The sequence below is a fragment of the Streptomyces sp. cmx-4-9 genome, from assembly GCF_046548835.1.
GTDB lineage: Bacteria > Actinomycetota > Actinomycetes > Streptomycetales > Streptomycetaceae > Streptomyces.
Genome location: NZ_JAEBEE010000011.1, coordinates 278764 through 297453, shown reverse-complemented (window position 1 = coordinate 297453; position 18690 = coordinate 278764). Strand labels below are relative to the sequence as shown.

General features: G+C 74.9%; 14 protein-coding genes and 1 riboswitch. Of the genes, 9 read left to right on the top strand and 5 right to left on the bottom strand.

Annotated elements, in window-relative coordinates; all coding sequences use genetic code 11:
* Positions 1-28: 28 nt before the first annotated feature.
* Entirely contained in the window at positions 29-1594 is a 1566-nt protein-coding gene (locus ACLJTM_RS31525) for a hypothetical protein (RefSeq protein WP_411107192.1), read from the bottom strand.
* A gap of 343 nt (positions 1595-1937) precedes the next feature.
* Between ACLJTM_RS31525 and ACLJTM_RS31520 the strand changes: the two genes are divergently transcribed.
* Positions 1938-2225 carry a hypothetical protein gene (locus ACLJTM_RS31520; RefSeq protein ID WP_411107191.1) on the top strand — a complete coding sequence of 96 codons (288 nt, stop codon included), beginning with the start codon at positions 1938-1940 and terminating at the stop codon, positions 2223-2225.
* Between the two features lie 57 nt (positions 2226-2282).
* Here the strand turns inward: ACLJTM_RS31520 and ACLJTM_RS31515 are convergent, their stop codons facing one another.
* The gene (locus ACLJTM_RS31515) at positions 2283-3230 is read right to left on the bottom strand and encodes an oxidoreductase (protein WP_411107190.1); all 948 of its coding nucleotides are present in this window, start codon (positions 3228-3230) and stop codon (positions 2283-2285) included.
* 393 nt (positions 3231-3623) lie between these two features.
* Here ACLJTM_RS31515 and cbiE point away from each other — a divergent pair, with 393 nt between their 5' ends.
* Genes cbiE through ACLJTM_RS31500 form a run of 3 tightly spaced genes read left to right on the top strand, consistent with a single transcriptional unit; the run spans position 3624 to position 6392 of the window.
* Positions 3624-4877, top strand: coding sequence for a precorrin-6y C5,15-methyltransferase (decarboxylating) subunit CbiE (gene cbiE, locus ACLJTM_RS31510; protein ID WP_411107189.1), 1254 nt, complete (start codon positions 3624-3626; stop codon positions 4875-4877).
* A complete protein-coding gene (gene cobM / locus ACLJTM_RS31505; RefSeq protein ID WP_411107188.1) occupies positions 4874-5623 on the top strand; it encodes a precorrin-4 C(11)-methyltransferase in 750 nt (249 codons plus the stop codon). Before cbiE ends, cobM begins: the two co-directional genes overlap by 4 nt.
* Positions 5613-6392 carry a cobalt-precorrin-6A reductase gene (locus ACLJTM_RS31500; protein WP_411107187.1) on the top strand — a complete coding sequence of 260 codons (780 nt, stop codon included), beginning with the start codon at positions 5613-5615 and terminating at the stop codon, positions 6390-6392. Before cobM ends, ACLJTM_RS31500 begins: the two co-directional genes overlap by 11 nt.
* A gap of 103 nt (positions 6393-6495) precedes the next feature.
* On the opposite strand, the gene ACLJTM_RS31495 is transcribed toward ACLJTM_RS31500, so the two are convergent.
* The 3 genes from ACLJTM_RS31495 to cobG are packed head-to-tail and all read right to left on the bottom strand — an operon-like array spanning position 6496 to position 10006.
* Entirely contained in the window at positions 6496-7992 is a 1497-nt protein-coding gene (locus ACLJTM_RS31495) for a precorrin-2 C(20)-methyltransferase (RefSeq protein ID WP_411107186.1), read from the bottom strand.
* Complete coding sequence (locus tag ACLJTM_RS31490) at positions 7989-8636, bottom strand: precorrin-8X methylmutase (RefSeq protein ID WP_411107185.1); 648 nt, start codon at positions 8634-8636, stop codon at positions 7989-7991. The genes ACLJTM_RS31495 and ACLJTM_RS31490 overlap by 4 nt, the downstream gene beginning before the upstream one ends.
* A complete protein-coding gene (gene cobG, locus ACLJTM_RS31485; protein WP_411107184.1) occupies positions 8633-10006 on the bottom strand; it encodes a precorrin-3B synthase in 1374 nt (457 codons plus the stop codon). The genes ACLJTM_RS31490 and cobG overlap by 4 nt, the downstream gene beginning before the upstream one ends.
* A gap of 216 nt (positions 10007-10222) precedes the next feature.
* Positions 10223-10301, top strand: a riboswitch (cobalamin riboswitch).
* A gap of 53 nt (positions 10302-10354) precedes the next feature.
* Between cobG and cobN the strand changes: the two genes are divergently transcribed.
* From cobN to ACLJTM_RS31460, 5 genes are all read left to right on the top strand, one after another.
* A complete protein-coding gene (gene cobN, locus ACLJTM_RS31480; protein WP_411107183.1) occupies positions 10355-13963 on the top strand; it encodes a cobaltochelatase subunit CobN in 3609 nt (1202 codons plus the stop codon).
* Between the two features lie 226 nt (positions 13964-14189).
* On the top strand, positions 14190-14441 hold the full coding sequence (locus tag ACLJTM_RS31475) for a hypothetical protein (RefSeq protein WP_411107182.1): 252 nt from the start codon (positions 14190-14192) through the stop codon (positions 14439-14441).
* Positions 14438-15022 (top strand): sigma-70 family RNA polymerase sigma factor, encoded by a 585-nt coding sequence (locus ACLJTM_RS31470; protein WP_411107181.1) that lies wholly within the window; start codon positions 14438-14440, stop codon positions 15020-15022. Before ACLJTM_RS31475 ends, ACLJTM_RS31470 begins: the two co-directional genes overlap by 4 nt.
* Entirely contained in the window at positions 15019-16161 is a 1143-nt protein-coding gene (locus tag ACLJTM_RS31465) for a hypothetical protein (protein ID WP_411107180.1), read from the top strand. Before ACLJTM_RS31470 ends, ACLJTM_RS31465 begins: the two co-directional genes overlap by 4 nt.
* 236 nt (positions 16162-16397) lie before the next feature.
* Positions 16398-18623, top strand: coding sequence for a terpene synthase family protein (locus ACLJTM_RS31460; RefSeq protein ID WP_411107178.1), 2226 nt, complete (start codon positions 16398-16400; stop codon positions 18621-18623).
* Positions 18624-18690: the final 67 nt, after the last annotated feature.

The window sequence follows — 18690 nt, the reverse complement described above, 5'->3', positions numbered from 1 at the left end:
GCTTCCACCGCGACCACCACCGCCACCGCTACCGCCCCGGCGTTGCCATCCGCCGCAGCGCCTCGCCCTCCCAGGCCGGGTTCGCGGCGGCGGCGTGGGACAGTTCCTCGTCGTCGAGGAGTTCCGTCAGCCGGGGCCGCGGAAGGTTCGGGTGGCGTGCCAGCGCGGCTCGTACGGCGGGGTGCGGGTCCCGGGTGAGCCGCTCCACGGTCTCCGGCGCGGCCCGGGGATCGCGGGCGACCAGCGCCCGTACCTGGGGGTCGTCGTGGTCGGCGAAGGCGGCCAGCCCCGCGGTGGGGAAGTTCGGCCGGGTGGTCAGGCGCGCCCGCTCGGGGCCCTCGTACTCCAGGAAGCTGCGCAGCAGCAGCCGGGCCGGGGCGTCCGGGTGGTGCTGGGCCAGCAGGACGCGTACGCCGAGATCATCGTCGTCGGCCAGGCGTTCCACGAGGTCGGCGGGCAGGAGGCGCTCCGTGGCGGCCCTGCGGCGCAGCAGCGGATGGCCGGAGTCCGCGTACCGGCGCACGTCCTGGGGGTCCCGGGGCCAGCGGAGGGCGCAAAGGACGGGGAAGCTGTCCTCGACGGGGACCTCGTAGTCGATCCCGGCCCGTTCCGCTTCGGTCAGCGCGGGGTGCAGGGACAGGGCCAGCCGGACCTCCGGGTCGGGATCCACGGCGAGCGCGCGGCGCTCTGCAGGTCCGAGGTCCACGCGGCGGGCGACGGCCTCGCGCACCGCCGGGTCCGGGTCGGTGGACAGGAGGACCACCAGGTCCGCAGGTCCGAGGTCCGCTCGGCCGGCGACGGCCTCGCGCACCGCCGGGTCCGGGTCGGTGGACAGGAGGACCACCAGGTCGGAGGGCAGGCTGGGGTTGCCGGCGACCGCCGCCCGCTCCCCCTCGGCGAGCGGGGCGTTGAGGACGCCCTCCACGGCAGCCCTGCCGAGGCCCCGGTACATCAGGATGTCCCAGCGTGCATGGCACAGGCGGTCGGGCAGTTCGTGCTCGATGCGCGCCGAGTCCTCGGACAGGGCGCGCCGTCGTGCCTGCTCCCGTACCTCCTCGTCGGCGTCCGCCAGCAGGGCGGCCCGGGTGTCGGCGGGCAGCCGGCTCCACTTGCCGACGCCCCGGCAGCGGACCTTGGCGACCGGGTGGGTGGGCATGGCCCGCAGCAGCCCCGGGGAGATCTGCTGGTCGAAGGTGCCGCCGAGGAGGTCGGCATCATAGGTACGGATCATGTGCACGACGGTCGCGTCGGGCAGCGGCCTCGGCAGGTCGCCGACGGGCATCCGGGGCCCGTCGGCGAGATGGGCCCGGACGAACCACTCGGGGTCGTCGACGAGCCGGGCCCGGTCGGCGGGATCGACGTGCGGGTTGCGGACGAAGAACGCGCGGGTGCGGGGGTCGGGGTGCCGGAGCACGGCGCGGACCACGGCGGCGGGCAGTGTCCGGTCCCGGCACAGCACCATGTGTACGGCCGGCGGGCCGTCGGCGAGCAGCCGCAGCAGGACGTCCTGCGGCGAGGACGGGTTGAGAGCCACTCCGGCGAGCCGACGCGCGACCGGATCGGCGTCCTCCCAGATCTGCTCAGGCGTGGGCATGTGTCACGACCCCCCGTGTATCACGTGGCCCCCTGGGGCCAATGGGCCCGACCCCGGGCCAACGGCCCGACTCCTGGGGCCAACGGCCCACGACCTTACCGGCCGCACCCGACGCCGGAAGGGTCCGCCCACCGGCTGACAACCCCTCCGGGGGCCGTGCGTCCCGTCCCGTCTCGTCCGGTCCCGGCACCACGGGGCGGCCGTGACGCATCCGGACAGAAGACAATCCCAGGGAGTACGTCTGAACTGCGCAAACGCGGGAACGTGACAGGAACCGCCGTTCGGCGTAGGGCGCGTGAGGACCTACGCCGCGCGTCCCCGCCGCACAAGGAAAGGCCCGCCCGTGAGCACCGCCCCGGCCCTGACCGCCCGTCACCGTCCGTCGCAGGCCGCCGCCCGCCTGCCCGGCGTCCTCCCGCACTCGGCGCTCGACGCAATGCTGGATGCGGCCTACGAGACGCACCGGCGCTTCCGGCACGGCGCGTACGCCGAGTCGTGCCCCACCTGCCACGTTCCCGCCGGCGAGCTCTGCCTGGCCCGGAGGAGCGTGCACGCGGCCCGCCGTCAGGCGCACCGGGCGCGCATGACGCAGACCGCGCCGGCCCCCCTCGGCGCGGCGGTGGCGGTCTGATCCGGCCCACACCTGCAGGCCCTTCTCAGGTCCTGCCCGGGGGCTTGTCCCCCGCCCTCAGCGTGGCAGTGAGGCGTACGAGACACCCGTGAGGGATTCCGAGGCCTTCCACAGGCGTTCGGCCGCGGTGTCGTCCAGGGTTCGCCCGGCCCGCCAGGAGCGTACCGGGGCGCCGCGCCAGCCGAAGCGGGGGCCGATGAACTCGTCCGGGCCGACTCCGGGGGCGGTGGCCGCGTAGAGGGTGGGGAGGGCGCCCTTGGCTGCGGGCTGGGCAAGGAAGGCATTGCCGGCGGCCGCGATCCGCGAGGTGAGGCCGGGGCCCTCCAGGCGGGCCGCTCCTGCGTGCAGGTTGCTGGAGGCGTAGCCGGGGTGGGCCGCGGCCGCGGTGATGGTGGAGCCCGCTGCGGCGAACCGCCGGGAGAGTTCGTGGGTGAAGAGGAGGTTGGCCGTCTTGGAGCGGCCGTAGGCGATCCAGCGGCGGTACCCGTCCGCGCCGCCGGTGTCGAGGGCCGCGAGCGCTTCGAGGTCCACGTCGGCGAGGGCGTGGAAGCCGCTGGAGACGGTGACGATCCGGGCGCCGGGCGGCGCCGCGCGCAGCCTGGGCAGGAGCAGGCCGGTCAGGGCGAAGTGGCCGAGGTGGTTGACGCCGAACTGGGTCTCGAACCCGTCGGCGGTCCGCCCGTACGGCAGGGCCATCACCCCGGCGTTGTTCACCAGCAGGTCCAGTGCCTCGTGACGCTGGGCGTAGCGCGCGGCGAACTCCCGTACGGAGGCCAGATCGGCGAGGTCGAGCGCCGCGAACTCCACGCGGGCGTCCGGGACTTCGGTGCGGATGCGGACCTCGGCGGCCTTGCCGCGCGCGGCGCTGCGGCAGGCCAGCACCACGAAGGCGCCGCGCCGGGCGAGCTCCCGCGCGGTCACGTAGCCGATCCCGCTGTTGGCCCCGGTCACGACGGCGGTGCGGCCGCTCTGGTCGGGGATGTTCGTGGCGTTCCAGCCGGGCATGGCAGCTCCCTCACGGCAATGTGCTGTGGGCCACCGAGCGTAGACCGGGACCCTCCCGTAGGCAGCGCGAGGGTCCGCGCCGCCGCGCACCCCCGGGAACCCGTCCCGCACCGCCCCGCACCGCCCACGCCGCCAGGAGCCCGCTGGAGCCCCACCCGAGCCGGCCACAGCCCTGCACGAGGGCCCACCCGGGACCCCGCTCGGAACCCCGCCCCGGTCCCAGCCGGGGCCCCGCCCGAGTCCTGACCAGGGGCGGGAGAGGGGGCCGTCCGGCCCGGCCAGTAGGCTGCGGGTCCGGCCCGCCGCCTGTCCCGTCCCCTTCCCGTCCCCATCCCGCACCCTCCGCACCCTCCCGTCCCCCACCCGCCCCCTCCCCTCCCGAGGTACCGCGCAGTGAGCTCCGCACCGCCCCCCTTGCCCGTGTCGGTCGTCGGCCTCGGCGCCGACGGCTGGGCCGGGCTCACCGCCGCCGCGCGGTCCGCGCTGGCCGGCGCCGAGGTGCTGATCGGCGGGCCGCGCCAGCTGGACCTGCTGCCGCCCGCCGAGTGCCCGGGCGAGCGGGTGGCCTGGCCGAGCCCGCTGCGGCCCGCCGTACCGCGGCTGGCGGCGCAGCACGCCGGACGCCGCATCGCGGTGCTGGCCAGCGGCGACCCCATGTTCCACGGCATCGGCCGGGCCCTCGTCGAGGAGCTGGGACCCGGGGCCCTGCTGGTCCACCCGCACCCCTCGTCGGTGTCGTACGCCTGCGCCCGCCTGGGCTGGCCGGTGGAGGACACCGAGGTGGTCACCGTGGTCGGCCGCCCGGTGGCCCGGCTGGCGGCCGCCCTCTACGAGGGCCGGCGGGTGCTGGTGCTGAGCGCGGGCGCGCACTCCCCGGCCGAGATTGCGGCGCTGCTGCGGGACCGCGGCTTCGGCCCGAGCCGGATGCGGGTGCTGGAGCAGCTCGGCTCCGCACGCGAGGACGCGTACGAGGGCCTGGCGCAGGACTGGGACCACCCGCCCGGCGATCCGCTGAACGTGGTGGCCGTGGACTGCCGCCGGGACCCGGCGGCGGCCGGCCCGCGTCTCGGCGCGACCCCGGGGCTGCCGGACAGCGCCTACGACCACGACGGGCAGCTCACCAAGCGCCGCGTCCGCGCCGCGACCCTGTGCGCGCTGGCGCCCGCCCCGGGCGAGCTGCTGTGGGACATCGGCGGCGGCTCCGGTTCCATCGGCATCGAGTGGATGCGTACGCACCCCTCCTGCCGGGCGGTCGCGGTGGAGCGCCAGGCCGAGCGGGCCGCGCGGATCACCCGGAACGCGACGGCGCTGGGTGTGCCGGGCCTGCGCGTGGTCACCGGCGCCGCCCCGGCGGCGCTGGCCGGACTGCCCGCCCCCGACGCCGTGTTCATCGGGGGCGGACTGACCGCGCCCGGACTGCTGGACGCCGCCTGGGCGGCGCTGGGCCCGGGCGGCAGGCTCGTGGTCAACACCGTCACCCTGGAGTCGGAGGCCGTCCTCGCCGACCGCTACCGGCGCCACGGCGGCGAATTGGTGAAGCTGTCCGTGGCGCAGGCCGTACCGGTCGGCGCCTTCACGGGCTGGCGGCAGGCGATGCCGGTCACGCAGTGGTCGGTGACCAAAGAGACGGAGATGGATCAGAGATGACCGTGTACTTCATCGGTGCGGGCCCCGGCGCCGCCGACCTGATCACGGTGCGCGGTGCGCGGACGCTGGCCGCGGCCCCGGTCTGCCTGTACGCGGGCAGCCTCGTGCCGCGCGAGCTGCTCGCCGAGTGCCCGCCGGACGCGCACCTGGTGGACACCGCGCAGCTGAACCTCGACGAGATCGTCGCCGAGTGCGTACGGGCCCACGCGGCGGGCCAGGACGTGGCGCGGCTGCACTCCGGAGACCCGTCGGTGTTCAGTGCGGTGGCCGAGCAAATGCGGCGCCTGGACGCGGCCGGCATCCCGTACGAGGTGGTCCCGGGGGTGCCGGCCTTCGCCGCGGCGGCGGCCGCGCTGAAGCGGGAGCTGACGGTGCCCACGGTCGGCCAGACGGTGATCCTGACGCGGATCGCCCAGCAGGCCACCCCGATGCCGCCCGGTGAGGACCTGCCGACCCTGGGGCGCAGCGGTGCGTTGCTGGTGCTGCACCTGGCCACCCGCCATGTGGACCGGATCGTGGACGAACTGCTGCCGTCCTACGGGGCGGACTGCCCGGCGGCGGTGGTGGCGATGGCCAGCCGCCCCGACGAGCTGGTGCTGCGCGGCACCCTCGCCGACATCGCCGGCCAGGTGAAGGCGGCGGGTCTGGTGCGGACCGCGGTGATCCTGGTGGGCCGCACCCTGGGTGCCGAGCAGTTCCGCGACAGCCACCTGTACTCCGCCGAACGCGACCGGCATGCCTGCTGAACCGGATGCCGCCGGGGCCCGCCACGTCCTGGTCCTGGGCGGTACGACGGAGGCCAGGGAGCTCGCGGAGGCGCTGGCCGGAGATCCGGGATGCCGGGTGACCACCTCCCTCGCGGGCCGGGTCGCGGCGCCCGTGCTCCCGCCGGGCGGGACCCGGATCGGGGGGTTCGGCGGGGTCGGGGGGCTCGCGGACTGGATCACCGGCCACGGCGTCACGCACGTGGTCGACGCCACCCACCCCTTCGCCGAGCAGATGAGCTTCCACGCCGCGGGGGCGCAGGTGCGGACGGGGGTCCCGCTGCTGGCGCTGCGCCGTCCCGGCTGGACGGCCGGGCCCGGCGACGCCTGGACCTTCGCGGACTCCCTCGCGGGGGCGGCCGCGCTGCTGCCCGCGCTCGGCAGCCGGGCGTTCCTGACCACCGGGCGGATGGGGCTGCACGCCTTCGCGCACCTCACCGACACGTGGTTCCTGGTGCGTTCGGTGGACGCGCCCTCGCCGCCGGTGCCGCCGCGCCTCGAAGTCCTCCTGGACCGGGGGCCGTTCGGCCTGGAGGGCGAACGGGAGCTGCTGGCCCGGCACCGGATCGATGTGCTGGTGACCAAGGACAGCGGCGGCCGGGCCACCGCCCCGAAGCTCATCGCGGCCCGCGAGGCCGGCATCCCGGTCCTCGTCGTACGCCGCCCCCCGGCCCCCGAGGGCGTGGCGCAGGCCGCCTCGGTGGACGCGGCCCTGCGCTGGCTGGACCATCCCCGACCCGGCAGGACCTGAACCCCGGTGCTGCACCCGGCGCCGGGTGCAGCGCCGCCCGGACACCGGCAGGACCTCGGTCCCGGAGGCCGGGTCGGGGCCGCTGCGGCAGGGCGGCCGCCGGTCAGGCGTAGCGGCGCGGGGTCCAGGTGATCCGCGAGCCGTCGGCCCGTTCGGTGACCTGGGTCTGCGAGGAGCCGACCAGCAGGATCGTGCGCATGTCGACCTCCGAGGGTTCCAGTTCGGCGAGGGTCACGATCCGCACCGACTGCTCCGGGCCGCCCACGTCGCGGGCCACGACCACCGGGGTCTGCGGCGAGCGCAGCTCCAGCAGCAGTTCGCGGGCCTGGGCCACCTGCCAGGTACGGCTGCGTGAGCCGGGGTTGTACAGGGCGAGGACCAGGTCGGCCGCGGCAGCCGCGCGCAGCCGCTCCGCGATGACCTCCCACGGCTTGAGCCGGTCCGACAGGGAGACGGTGGCGTAGTCGTGGCCGAGGGGCGCGCCCGCCGCGGCGGCCGCCGCGTTGGCGGCCGTCACCCCCGGCAGGACCCGTACGGGCACGTCCTTGTACGCGGCCTGCCCGGCCACTTCCAGGACGGCCGTGGCCATGGCGAAGACGCCCGGGTCACCGCCGGAGACCACGGCCACCCGCCGGCCGCGCCGGGCCAGGTCCAGGGCGAACTCGGCCCGCTCCGACTCGACCTTGTTGTCGGAACCGTGCCGGGTCTGGCCGGGCTTGAGGGGGACCCGGTCCAGGTAGGTGGTGTAGCCGACCAGCACCTCGGCGTCGGCCAGGGCCCGCCGGGTCTGCGGGGTGAGCCACAGCGGGCCGGCCGGACCGGTGCCGACGACCACGACCTCGCCGGGGCCGGACGGTACGCTGCCGGGGTTGCCGATCCGGCTGGGGACGACCGCGACGGCGAAGTACGGGACGCTTCCGGGGTCGGTGTCGGCCAGTACGCCGGTGCGCTCGCCGGGCATGGTGGCGCGTTCCACGTAGCGGGCCTCGGCGAGCCGGCCGCTGTCCTCCATCGCGGCGCGCACGGCCGGGAAGGTACGGCCCAGCTTCATCACGACCGCCGAGTCGGTGGCGGCGAGGCGGGCGGTGAGCTCCTCCTCGGGCAGGGTGCCGGGCAGGATGGTCAGCACTTCCTCGCCCTCCACGAGCGGGGTGCCGAGCCGGGCGGCGGCGGCGCTGACGGAGGTGACACCGGGGATGACCTCGGTCTCGTACCGGTCGGCGAGCCGCTTGTGCATGTGCATGTACGAGCTGTAGAAGAGCGGGTCGCCCTCGGCCAGCACGGCCACGGTCCGGCCCGCGTCGAGGTGCGCGGCGAGGCGGGCCGCAGCCGACTCGTAGAACTCCTCCATCGCGCCCTGGTAGCCGCCCGGGTGGTCGGTGGTCTCGGTGGTGACCGGGTAGACCAGCGGCTCCTCGATGTGGTCGGCGCGCAGGTGGCCGGCGGCGATGGAGCGGGCGATGGAACGGCCGTGGCGGGCGCTGTGGTACGCGACGACATCGGCCTCCGCGATGACCTGGACGGCGCGCAGGGTCATCAGCGAGGGGTCGCCGGGGCCGAGCCCGACCCCGTAGAGCCGTCCGGTGGCGGTGTCGCTCATTCTTCCTCGCTCGCGATCGCGTTGACGGCGGCGGCCGCGATGGCGCTGCCGCCGCGTCGGCCCCGCACGATCAGATGGTCGAGCCCTGACGGGTGTGCGGCCAGGGCGTCCTTGGACTCGGCGGCCCCGATGAAGCCGACGGGCACGCCGATGACCGCGGCCGGGCGCGGAGCGCCCTCCTCGATCATCTCCAGCAGCCGGAAGAGCGCCGTCGGCGCGTTGCCGACCGCGATGACCGAGCCCTCCAACAGGCCCCGGTCACGCCACACTTCGAGCGCGGCGGCGCTGCGCGTGGTGCCCATCCTCGCAGCGAGCTCGGGCACGGCCGGGTCGGAGAGGGTGCAGACGACCTCGTTGCCGGCGGGCAGCCGCTTGCGGGTGACCCCGCTCGCGACCATCTGCACGTCGCACAGGACCGGCGCGCCGGCCTGCAGGGCGGCGCGGGCGCGCAGCACGACCTCGGGGGTGTAGCCGAGGTCCTGCGGGAGGTCGGTCATGCCGCAGGCGTGAATCATGCGCACCGCGACCTGGGCGACCGAGGCGGGCAGCCGGGAGAGGTCCGCCTCGGCGCGGATCGTGGCAAAGGACTGGCGGTAGATCGCGGCGCCGTCCTTCTCGTACTCGAACACGGTGTACTCGCTCATTTCTTCACTGCGTCTGCGGACGGTGCTGCTTCGGAAGGGGTGTGGCGTGCGGCCGTGAGGGCGCTCGCGAGGTCGGGGCCGGGCGGTACGGGCCGCCCGTGCACGGAGAGGCGGTAGCCGGAGCCGGTGGCCGGGGCGGAGCCGGCCCCCGGCGCGGGGCCGGTGGCCGGGGCGGGGCCGGTGGCCGGGGCGGGGCCGGTGGCCACGAGGTCGACCCAGGCCGTGCCCTGCGGATGCCCGCAGCGGCGCTCGCAGCCGGACCAGTGCACGGGCAGCGGTCCCGCGGCCCGGTCGGCGACGGCCGCCGCGTCGGCGCGTACGTCGGCCAGCGCCTTGGCGCAACCGGGGCGTCCCGTACAGGCGGTGACGCCCTGCCAGGGGCTGCCGGGGGTGACGACCAGTCCGGCCGCCGTCAGCAGGGCCGGGGCGTCCACCGGGCGCAGGAGGGGGGCCCCGGGGAGGACGACGGTGCGCCAGGGGGTGATGCGCATCCCCCGGCCCTGTCGGGCGATGCGGGCCAGCGTCCGCAGCTGGCCGGAACCGAGCCGGCCCAGCGGGGGCAGCGCGCACAGGGCGGCCCCGGTGGCGCGGGGCGCGGGCGGCGGTGCGTACGGCCACTGTACGGCGGTCACCGGCCGGCCGGTGATCCCGCGCTCGGCGAGTAGCCGGACGAACTCCCGCTCGCACAGCGTGTGTTCGGCGGGCAGTTCCCGTACCCGCCAGGCCCGGGTGCCGGCGGCGTCGGCGGCGTCGAGGAAGAGCTCCGCGGCGGCGAGGGCCGCTGCCGGGGCGTCCTGTGCCGGTACGGAGACCGCGTCGGCGGCGGGTCCCAGCCGCACCAGCGCCCGGCCGCCGCCCTGGGCGAGCACGGTCACGTCGGGGCGGAGCGCGGCCACGTCTCCGCGGCCGTCGTCGAAGGCGAAGAGGAAGCGGCCGGACAGGGCGGCCGCGCGGGCGTTCGCGCAGAGCAGCCGGTCCAGCTCCCGGACCCAGGGCAGCACGTCGGGCCGCGTCGGATCGTCGCAGCCGGACAGCGGGGTGGCGACGATGTTCCTGATGCGTTCGTGTCCGGGGGCGGGCAGCAGCCCGGCGGTGTCCAGCAGCTCGGCGAGCTGCGCCCCGCACCCGTCGGCCAGGCCGCGCAGCTGGACGTTGCCGCGGGAGGTCAGCTCCAGGCGGCCGTCGCCGAACCGGTCGGCGGCGCCGGCCAGCAGGGCGGCCTGTTCGCCGGTCAGCTCGCCGCCCGGGATCCGGATCCGCGCGAGCAACCCGTCGTCGGCGGCGTGCAGGCGCAGCGCGCCCGGGCAGGCGTCGCCGCGGTCCCGTATGACGGGTTCGTCCCGCGATGCGGCGGAAGGGGGCTGGGGCATGGCGGCGAGCATACCCACGATTCCTCCGCCCGGACCTGTGTCCGCCACCACCCCGACCAGCCCTTCCGCCCCGAAGCCCCCGGCCCGGCCCCGCCCGGCCCGGCCCGGCGCGACCGCAGCGCTACCGCCACCCCGGCTCCCGCCCTGGGCCGACCCCACCTAGGATGACCTTCCGACGGACCGTTCGGCCCGTCGTCGCCGAGGACGGCGACATGGGAGGAAGCCCGGTGAGACTCCGGCGCGGTCCCGCCACTGTGAACCCCGCGGAGCGATCCGCAGGGTGAGTCAGGAACTCCCGCTGTCCTCACTGCCCGGGGCGCGGAAACCCCGAGGAAGGCCTGCCGCCGCATGATCCTGCTGCTGTCGACGTCCGACACCGATCTGCTCAGCGCCCGCGCCGCGGACGGCCCCGTGCCGTACCGGTTCGCGAACCCCTCCCGCCTTCCCCTGGACGACCTCCCCGGCCTCCTCGACGGCGTCCACCTGGTCGTCGTACGCCTCCTCGGCGGACTGCGCGCCTGGCAGGACGGCCTCGACCTGCTCCTGGCCCCCGGGCAGCCGCGCCCAGTCGTGGTCCTGACCGGCGAACAGGCCCCGGACGCCCAGCTGATGGAGGCCTCCACGGTCCCGATCGGCATCGCGGCCGAGGCCCACGGCTACCTCGCGCACGGCGGTCCCGCCAACCTGGAGCAGCTGGCCCGGTTCCTGTCCGACACCGTGCTGCTGACGGGCCACGGCTTCGAGGCGCCCGCCGCCGCCCCCACCTGGGGCCCGCTGGAGCGCACCCCGCAGCGGACCGAGGGTCCCCGGGTCGCCGTGCTCTACTACCGCGCCCACCAGATGAGCGGCAACACCGCCTTCGTGCACACCCTGTGCGAGGCCGTCGAGGCCCAGGGCGCCCAGGCCCTGCCGCTGTACGTCTCCTCGCTGCGCGCCCCCGAGCCGGAGCTGCTGGCAGCGCTGGAGGGCGTGGACGCGGTGGTCACCACCGTGCTCGCCGCCGGCGGCACCAAGCCGGCCACCGCCTCGGCGGGCGGGGACGACGAGTCCTGGGACGCGGGCGCCCTCGCCTCCCTCGGCGTGCCGATCCTGCAGGCGCTGTGCCTGACGGGCTCGCGCAGCACCTGGGAGGAGAACGACGAGGGGCTGTCCCCGCTCGACGCCGCGACCCAGGTGGCCGTGCCCGAGTTCGACGGCCGGCTGATCACCGTCCCGTTCTCCTTCAAGGAGTTCGACGCGGACGGCCTGCCCGCGTACGTGGCGGATCCCGAACGGGCGGCCCGGGTCGCGGGGATCGCCGTACGCCATGCCCGGCTGCGGCACATCGACCGCCGCGACAAGAAGATCGCGCTGGTCCTGTCCGCCTACCCCACCAAGCACTCCCGCATCGGCAACGCCGTGGGCCTCGACACCCCGGCCAGCGCCGTGGAGCTGCTGCGCACCCTGATCGCGGGCGGCTACGACTTCGGTCCCGCCGACGCGATCCCGGGACTGGTCTCGGGTGACGGCGACGAGCTGATCCGCGCCCTGATCGAGGCCGGCGGCCACGACCAGGACTGGCTCACCGAGGAGCAGCTGGCCCGCAACCCGGTCCGCATCCCGGCAGCCGACTACCGCCGCTGGTTCGCCGAACTCCCGGCGGACCTGCGCGCGAGCGTGGAGGAGCACTGGGGCAAGGCGCCGGGCAGCATGTTCGTCGACCGTTCCGCGAACCCCGAGGGCGACATCGTCCTGGCGGCCCTGCGGCGCGGGAACCTGCTGATCCTGATCCAGCCGCCGCGCGGCTTCGGCGAGAACCCGATCGCGATCTACCACGATCCCGACCTGCCCCCCTCGCACCACTACCTGGCCGCGTACCGCTGGATCCAGGCGCGCGCCGAGGACGGCGGCTTCGGCGCCGACGCGATGATCCACCTGGGCAAGCACGGAAACCTGGAGTGGTTGCCCGGCAAGAACGCGGGCCTGTCCGCTTCCTGCGCCCCGGACGCCGCCCTCGGCGACCTGCCGCTGGTCTACCCGTTCCTGGTCAACGACCCGGGCGAGGGCACGCAGGCCAAGCGGCGCGTGCACGCCACCCTCGTCGACCACCTGGTGCCGCCGATGGCGCGCGCGGAGTCGTATGGGGACATTGCGCGGCTCGAACAGCACCTGGACGAGTACGCGCAGATCTCCGCCATGGACCCGGCGAAGCTGCCGGCGATCCGCGCGCAGATCTGGACGCTGATCCAGGCCGCGAAGCTCGACCACGACCTGGGGCTGGAACAGCGCCCGGACGACGAGGGCTTCGACGACTTCCTGCTGCACGTCGACGGCTGGCTGTGCGAGGTCAAGGACGCCCAGATCCGCGACGGCCTGCACGTGCTGGGCGGCGCCCCGACCGGACCGGCCCGCGTCAACCTGGTGCTCGCCATCCTGCGGGCCCGCCAGATCTGGGGCGGTACGACGGCCCTGCCGGGGCTGCGCGAGGCGCTCGGTCTGGACGAGTCCGCGGCGACCCGGACCGCGGCGGACACCGTGGAGGAGCAGGCCCGGGCCCTGGTCCAGGCGATGGAGGACGCCGGCTGGTCCCCCGACGCGGTGGCCGCCGTCGCGGCGGGCCGCCCGGACGGGGTCGCCGAGGTCCTGTCCTTCGCGGCCCGCGAGGTGGTCCCGCGCCTGGCGGGCACGACCGACGAGATCGCCCACGTGGTCGCCGCCTTGGACGGCCGGTTCGTTCCGGCCGGCCCCTCCGGCTCCCCGCTCCGCGGCCTCGTCAACGTGCTCCCGACCGGCCGGAACTTCTACTCGGTGGACCCGAAGGCCGTCCCCTCCCGCCTCGCGTGGGAGACCGGCCAGGCCCTCGCCGAGTCCCTGCTGGAGCGCTACCGCACGGACAACGGCGGCTGGCCGGCCTCCGTCGGACTGTCCCTGTGGGGCACCAGCGCGATGCGCACCTCGGGCGACGACGTGGCGGAAGCCCTGGCCCTGCTGGGCGTCCGCCCGGTCTGGGACGAGGCCTCGCGCCGCGTCACCGGCCTGGAGGCGATTGCGCTCGGGGAGCTGGGCCGGCCGCGCATCGACGTCACCCTGCGCATCTCGGGCTTCTTCCGCGACGCGTTCCCGCACGTCATCGGCCTGCTGGACGACGCGGTGCGGCTCGCGGCCTCCCTGGAGGAGCCGGCCGAGCAGAACTTCGTCCGGGCCCACGCCCAGGCGGACCTGGCCGAGCACGGTGACGAGCGGCGTGCGACCACCCGCATCTTCGGCTCGCGCCCGGGCACGTACGGCGCGGGCATCCTCCAGCTGATCGACTCCCGGGACTGGCGCACCGACGCGGACCTCGCGGAGGTGTACACGGTCTGGGGCGGGTACGCGTACGGCCGCGGGCTCGACGGGCGACCCGCCCGGGACGAGATGGAGACGGCGTACAAGCGCATCACGGTCGCCGCGAAGAACACCGACACCCGCGAGCACGACATCGCCGACTCGGACGACTACTTCCAGTACCACGGCGGCATGGTGGCCACGGTCCGCGCGCTGCGGGGCACGGCCCCGGAGGCGTACATCGGGGACTCCACGCGCCCGGAGACGGTCAAGACCCGCACCCTGGTCGAGGAGACCTCGCGGGTCTTCCGCGCCCGCGTGGTCAACCCCAAGTGGATCGAGGCGATGCGCCGCCACGGCTACAAGGGCGCCTTCGAGCTGGCGGCGACGGTGGACTACCTCTTCGGCTACGACGCCACCACGGGCGTGATCGCCGACTGGATGTACGACAAGCTGACCGAGGCATACGTCCTGGACCCGGAGAACCGCGCCTTCCTGGAGGAGGCCAACCCCTGGGCCCTGCACGGCATCGCGGAGCGCCTCCTGGAGGCCGAGTCCCGCGGCATGTGGGAGAAGCCGGACCCCCAGGTCCTCGAAGCCCTCCGCCAGGTGTACCTGGACACGGAGGGCAACCTGGAGGGCGAGGCGGAGTGAACTGCTGCCCGCGGCGGGCACGTTCCACTTCTGCGGCAGCCGCCGGCTCCCGCTGATCAGGGAGTCCGCCGCCGAGCACGAGGCCGTCCTCCTCGCCCACTGACCGGGCGGGGAGGACGGCCTCTTCCCGGTTCTTCTCCCTGCGGGTTCACGATCAAGGGCCGTCCGTGCTCTCAGTTCGTGAACGCTCGCTCCGAGCGCACCCGTCGCAGGGAAGGGGACACCGGTGGACACCTCGACCGCCGTCATCACCATCGGCTCGCTCGTCATCGCCGAAGCCTCCGCATTGCTGGCACTGCGATGGCGGCTGCGCTGGCGCGTCCGCCACGAACAGGCCCGGCAGCCGTACCTCCTCGGGGTGACGGAGGCGCTGGAGGGCGGGGCCCGGCTGGAACTCGACGACCAGCGCGGCCCCGACTGCCGGCTCCGCATGCGGATCACCCCCGCCGCGGCGTGCACGGAGGACCGTGCGGCGTGAACGACCACGACCCCCTGGACCGCACCGATCTGCCCACGACGGCGCGACCCGCCGTCGGGCGCGGGCCCCTGGACGGGCACCAGCGCTTACGGCAGGTGACGGACGCCGAGTTCTCCGCCTTCTACCGCACCACCGTCCGCCCCCTGGTGGCCTTCCTGATCAACCAGGGCGCCGGTGTGCACACCGCCTCCGACATAGCCCAGGAGACGATGACCACCGCCTACCGGCGCTGGAGCGACCTGCACGCACCCAAGGCCTGGGCCTACAAGGTCGCTTCCCGCGCCCTCCTGCGCAGGATCGCCGACGTGGAGGAGGCCCCCGTCGCCGAGGTTCCCGAACCGACGTCGCTGCTGGCCCGTCCGGACGCCATCGCGGAATGGGAGGCCCGCCACCGGGTGCTTCCGCTGCTGCGGAGCCTGCCTCCCCGGCAGCAGCAGGTGATGGCCTGGACCCTGGCCGGTTTCACCCCCGGCGACATCGCGGACCAGCTGGGCCTGCCGGCCGAAACCGTACGCGCCAACCTGCGCAAGGCCCGCCGGGCCGCGTCCGCCTACCTCACGACGCGGGAGGAGGAGCTGTGACCCGCCGCCACGGACCCCGACGGCCCGCCGCCGGTGGTCGCCCCGACCCCGTCGACCAGTGGTTCGACCGGCACGGGCGCGCCCTGGCCGACGCTCTGGGCGACGTGCTCGACGTCGAGGCCGGCCTGCGCGAGGTCCTCGTCCAGTCGCGGCACGACGAGGCCGAGGGGCGGCTGGAAGCCGTCCTGGACGTCGAAGCCGGGCTCGGCGCGATCGTGCTCGCCGCTCCCCCGCCCTCGTTCGCTCCCTCGCCCTCGCCCTCGACCGGCCGGGAGGAGCGGGGCTCCGCACCTCACCCGCGTACGGCAGCGCAGGAGTTCCTCCACTCGGTCAGCCCGGCGGACCGCCTCGCCGCACGCGCCCATCCCGAGGTCACGGCGGCCGGCCGCGCCCTCGACCGCGCGGTGGAGCTGATCCGCCGTCCCGACGGCGGCCACGCGGTGCTCGAACGGGCCGTCGACCTCGCCCGGGACCTCGCCCTCGACCTGTCCCGGGCCCGCGACCTGGACTTCGACATCGTCCTCAGCCTCGACCCGGAGCTGGGACGCGGCCTCCGGCAGGCCCTGGAGTCCACCGGGCCCCTCGGCGAACTCGGCCTGCCCGGGGCCGCCGAACTCGAACGGGACCTCGCCATCGCCCAAGACCTCAACCTGGCCCGGGCCCGGGGACTCGACACCGCCCGCGCCCGCGCCCGCGACCTCACCAGGGTCCTCGACCTCGCCCGCCTCCTCGCCGTCCGCCTCGTCGGCGCCGATTCCGGCCCCGCCGAGCACGCCGATCAGGCCGATCGGGCCGATCAGGCCGATCAGGCCGCGTCCGACCTGGCCGGGATCCTCGTCGGCATCCGCACCGAACAGGTCGGCCGGGCCCTCGCCCTCGTACTGCGCCGGGAACCGCCCCCGCTCGACGAGGACGCGGCACTGACCTTCCTGCACGACTTCACCGCGGCCGACCTGCGCGCCGCCGAACTCAAGGGCGTCGACCTCGGCGGGGTGCACTGGTCCGAGTACGGGACCCGGTGGCCGGCGGCCCTGGACGTGGACGAGCTCAGGCAGCGGTCGGTGGAGGCCCCGGCGGGCAGCCACATCTGGGTGGTCCGCTGGGGAGGGGCGGAGTTCCGCGAGTTCGCCACCCTGTGACGGCGGTGGGGAGGTCCCCACAGCGGTCTCCCAGCGCTCTCCCACCGCTCCACACCGCTTCCGCGGGCCCTTCTATCCCCCGGCGGGACCCTCGCGCCGCGGAACGACCCCTTCGTCACCTGAAGCAGTGAACCACCCCTTATCCCCACGCCATCGGGGGTAGGGCACTGCTGATCTCGTGCGGGGGGCCGGGGTGCACCGGTTCCCCGCACCTCGGACGAAAGGCCCGACCAGACGTGACGCAGCCGTTTCACCTGCCGGATTTCTACGTGCCCCATCCGGCGCGACTGAACCCCCACCTGGAGGGGGCCAGGACCCACACGAAACAGTGGGCGCGCGACCTCGGGATGCTGGAGGGCTCCGGCGTATGGGAGGAGCGCGACCTCGACGCGCACGACTACGCGCTGCTGTGCTCCCACACCCATCCGGACTGCGACGCCGCCGCCCTGGACCTGGTCACCGACTGGTACGTGTGGGTCTTCTTCTTCGACGACCACTTCCTGGAGATGTACAAGCGCTCCCAGGACCGCGAGGGCGCCCGGGACTACCTGGAGCGGCTGGCCGCGTTCATGCCGATGGACCTCTCCGCCGGATTCCCGCAGGCCACCAATCCGGTGGAGGCCGGACTCGCCGACCTGTGGGCGCGGACCGTGCCGGCCATGTCGGTGCACTGGCGGGAACGATTCGCCGAGAGCACCCGGAACCTGCTCAACGAGTCCATGTGGGAACTCGCCAACATCCACATCGGGCGGATCGCGAACCCGCTGGAGTACATCGAGATGCGCCGCAAGGTGGGCGGCGCACCCTGGTCGGCCGGTCTGGTCGAGTACGTGTCCGCGGAGGTCCCGGCCCGGATCGCGCACACCCGCCCGCTGGCGGTGCTGCGCGACGCCTTCTCCGACGCCGTGCACATCAGGAACGACCTCTTCTCCTACCAGCGGGAAGTCGCCGACGAGGGTGAGCTCTCCAATGCGGTACTGGTCCTGGAGACCTTCCTCGGCTGCTCCACCCAGGAGGCCGCCGAGGCCTCCAACGACCTGCTGACCTCCCGCCTTCAGCAGTTCGAGCACACCGCGCTCACCGAGATCCCGCAGCTGATCGCCGACCACGGGCTGGACCCCGCCGAGGCCGCCGCGATCCTGGCCTACGCCAAGGGTCTGCAGGACTGGCAGTCCGGCGGCCACGCCTGGCACATGGTCTCCAGCCGGTACATGAACAAGGAGGCCCGGACCGCCGCGCCGGTGACCCTGCCGTTCCTGCCCGCAGGGCTGGGTACCGCCGCCGTGGACCCGCGCGCGGTGTTCGCGCCCCGGGCGGCGCAACTGCGCCACCGGTCCTTCACGCACGTGCCGTTCGAGAAGACCGGCCCCTCCGTGATCCCCGACATCCACCTGCCGTTCCCGCTGACCCTCAGCCCGCACCACGGGCACGCCCTGGAGGAGTCCGTCGCCTGGGCCCGCCGGATGGGCCTGCTCGACGTGCAGGCCGGCGACCCCGCCTCTGCCATCTGGGACGAACAGCGCCTGCGGGGCTTCGACTTCGCGCTCTGCTCGGCGGGCATCGACCCGGACGCCACCGCGGAACAGCTGACCCTGAACGCCTGCTGGCTGACCTGGGGCACGTACGGGGACGACTACTACCCGGTGGCCTTCGCCCGGACCAAGGACCTGGCCGCGGCCAAGGCGGCCACCGCCCGGCTGATCGCCATGGTCCCGGTGGACCACGGTGACCTGCCGGAACCGCTCACCGCGATGGAACGGGCCCTGGGCGACCTGTGGGTGCGCACCACCACCGCGATGGCGCCGGAGCACCGGGCGGAGTTCCGCGCCTGCCTGGTCACCATGCTGGAGAGCTGGGTGTGGGAGGTGGACAACTCCATCGCCCACCGGATCCCCGACCCGGTGGACTATGCGGAGATGCGCCGGCGCACCTTCGGCAGTGAGCTGACCATGTACCTGTGCCGGCTCGGGCTGGCCGGCCGGGGCATCCCGCAGGAGGTCTACGCCGCCGGGGTGGTCCGCTCGCTGGAGAACGCGGCGATGGACACCGCCTGCCTGCTGAACGACATCTTCTCCTACCAGAAGGAGATCGAGGTCGAGGGCGAGGTGCACAACCACATCCTCGTCACCCGGAACTTCTTCGACATCGGCTACCCCGAGGCGCTGCACATCTGCCATGCCCTGATGACCCAGCGCACCGAGGAGTTCGAGCACATCGTCGCCACCCAGCTGCCGGTGCTGTACGACGACTGGAAGCTGGACCGGGAGGCCCGGGCCGGCCTCGACGCCTACGTGGGCGAACTCCGGGACTGGCTCGCCGGCATCTTCCACTGGCACCGCAGCGTGGCCCGTTACCGCGAGCAGGACCTGTACCGGTCCCCTGCCGGGCCGGTCCGGGCGGGTCGGGCGCCCGGGTTCGGCATGTCCGCGGCGAAGATCGCGTACGCCGGCAGCAGCCTCTGATCCGAACGGGCGGGCCCGGGCCGGGCGCCGGCTCCGGGCCCCGGAGCCGGCCCCGTACCCAGGGTCC

Coding starts and splice junctions, on each gene's coding strand:
- cobG (WP_411107184.1), bottom strand. CDS start 10,006: ATGCCCCAGCCCCCTTCCGCCGCATCGCGGGACGAACCCGTCATACGG.
- cobN (WP_411107183.1), top strand. CDS start 10,355: ATGATCCTGCTGCTGTCGACGTCCGACACCGATCTGCTCAGCGCCCGC.
- ACLJTM_RS31495 (WP_411107186.1), bottom strand. CDS start 7,992: ATGAGCGACACCGCCACCGGACGGCTCTACGGGGTCGGGCTCGGCCCC.
- cobM (WP_411107188.1), top strand. CDS start 4,874: ATGACCGTGTACTTCATCGGTGCGGGCCCCGGCGCCGCCGACCTGATC.
- ACLJTM_RS31490 (WP_411107185.1), bottom strand. CDS start 8,636: ATGAGCGAGTACACCGTGTTCGAGTACGAGAAGGACGGCGCCGCGATC.
- ACLJTM_RS31525 (WP_411107192.1), bottom strand. CDS start 1,594: ATGCCCACGCCTGAGCAGATCTGGGAGGACGCCGATCCGGTCGCGCGT.
- ACLJTM_RS31500 (WP_411107187.1), top strand. CDS start 5,613: ATGCCTGCTGAACCGGATGCCGCCGGGGCCCGCCACGTCCTGGTCCTG.
- ACLJTM_RS31515 (WP_411107190.1), bottom strand. CDS start 3,230: ATGCCCGGCTGGAACGCCACGAACATCCCCGACCAGAGCGGCCGCACC.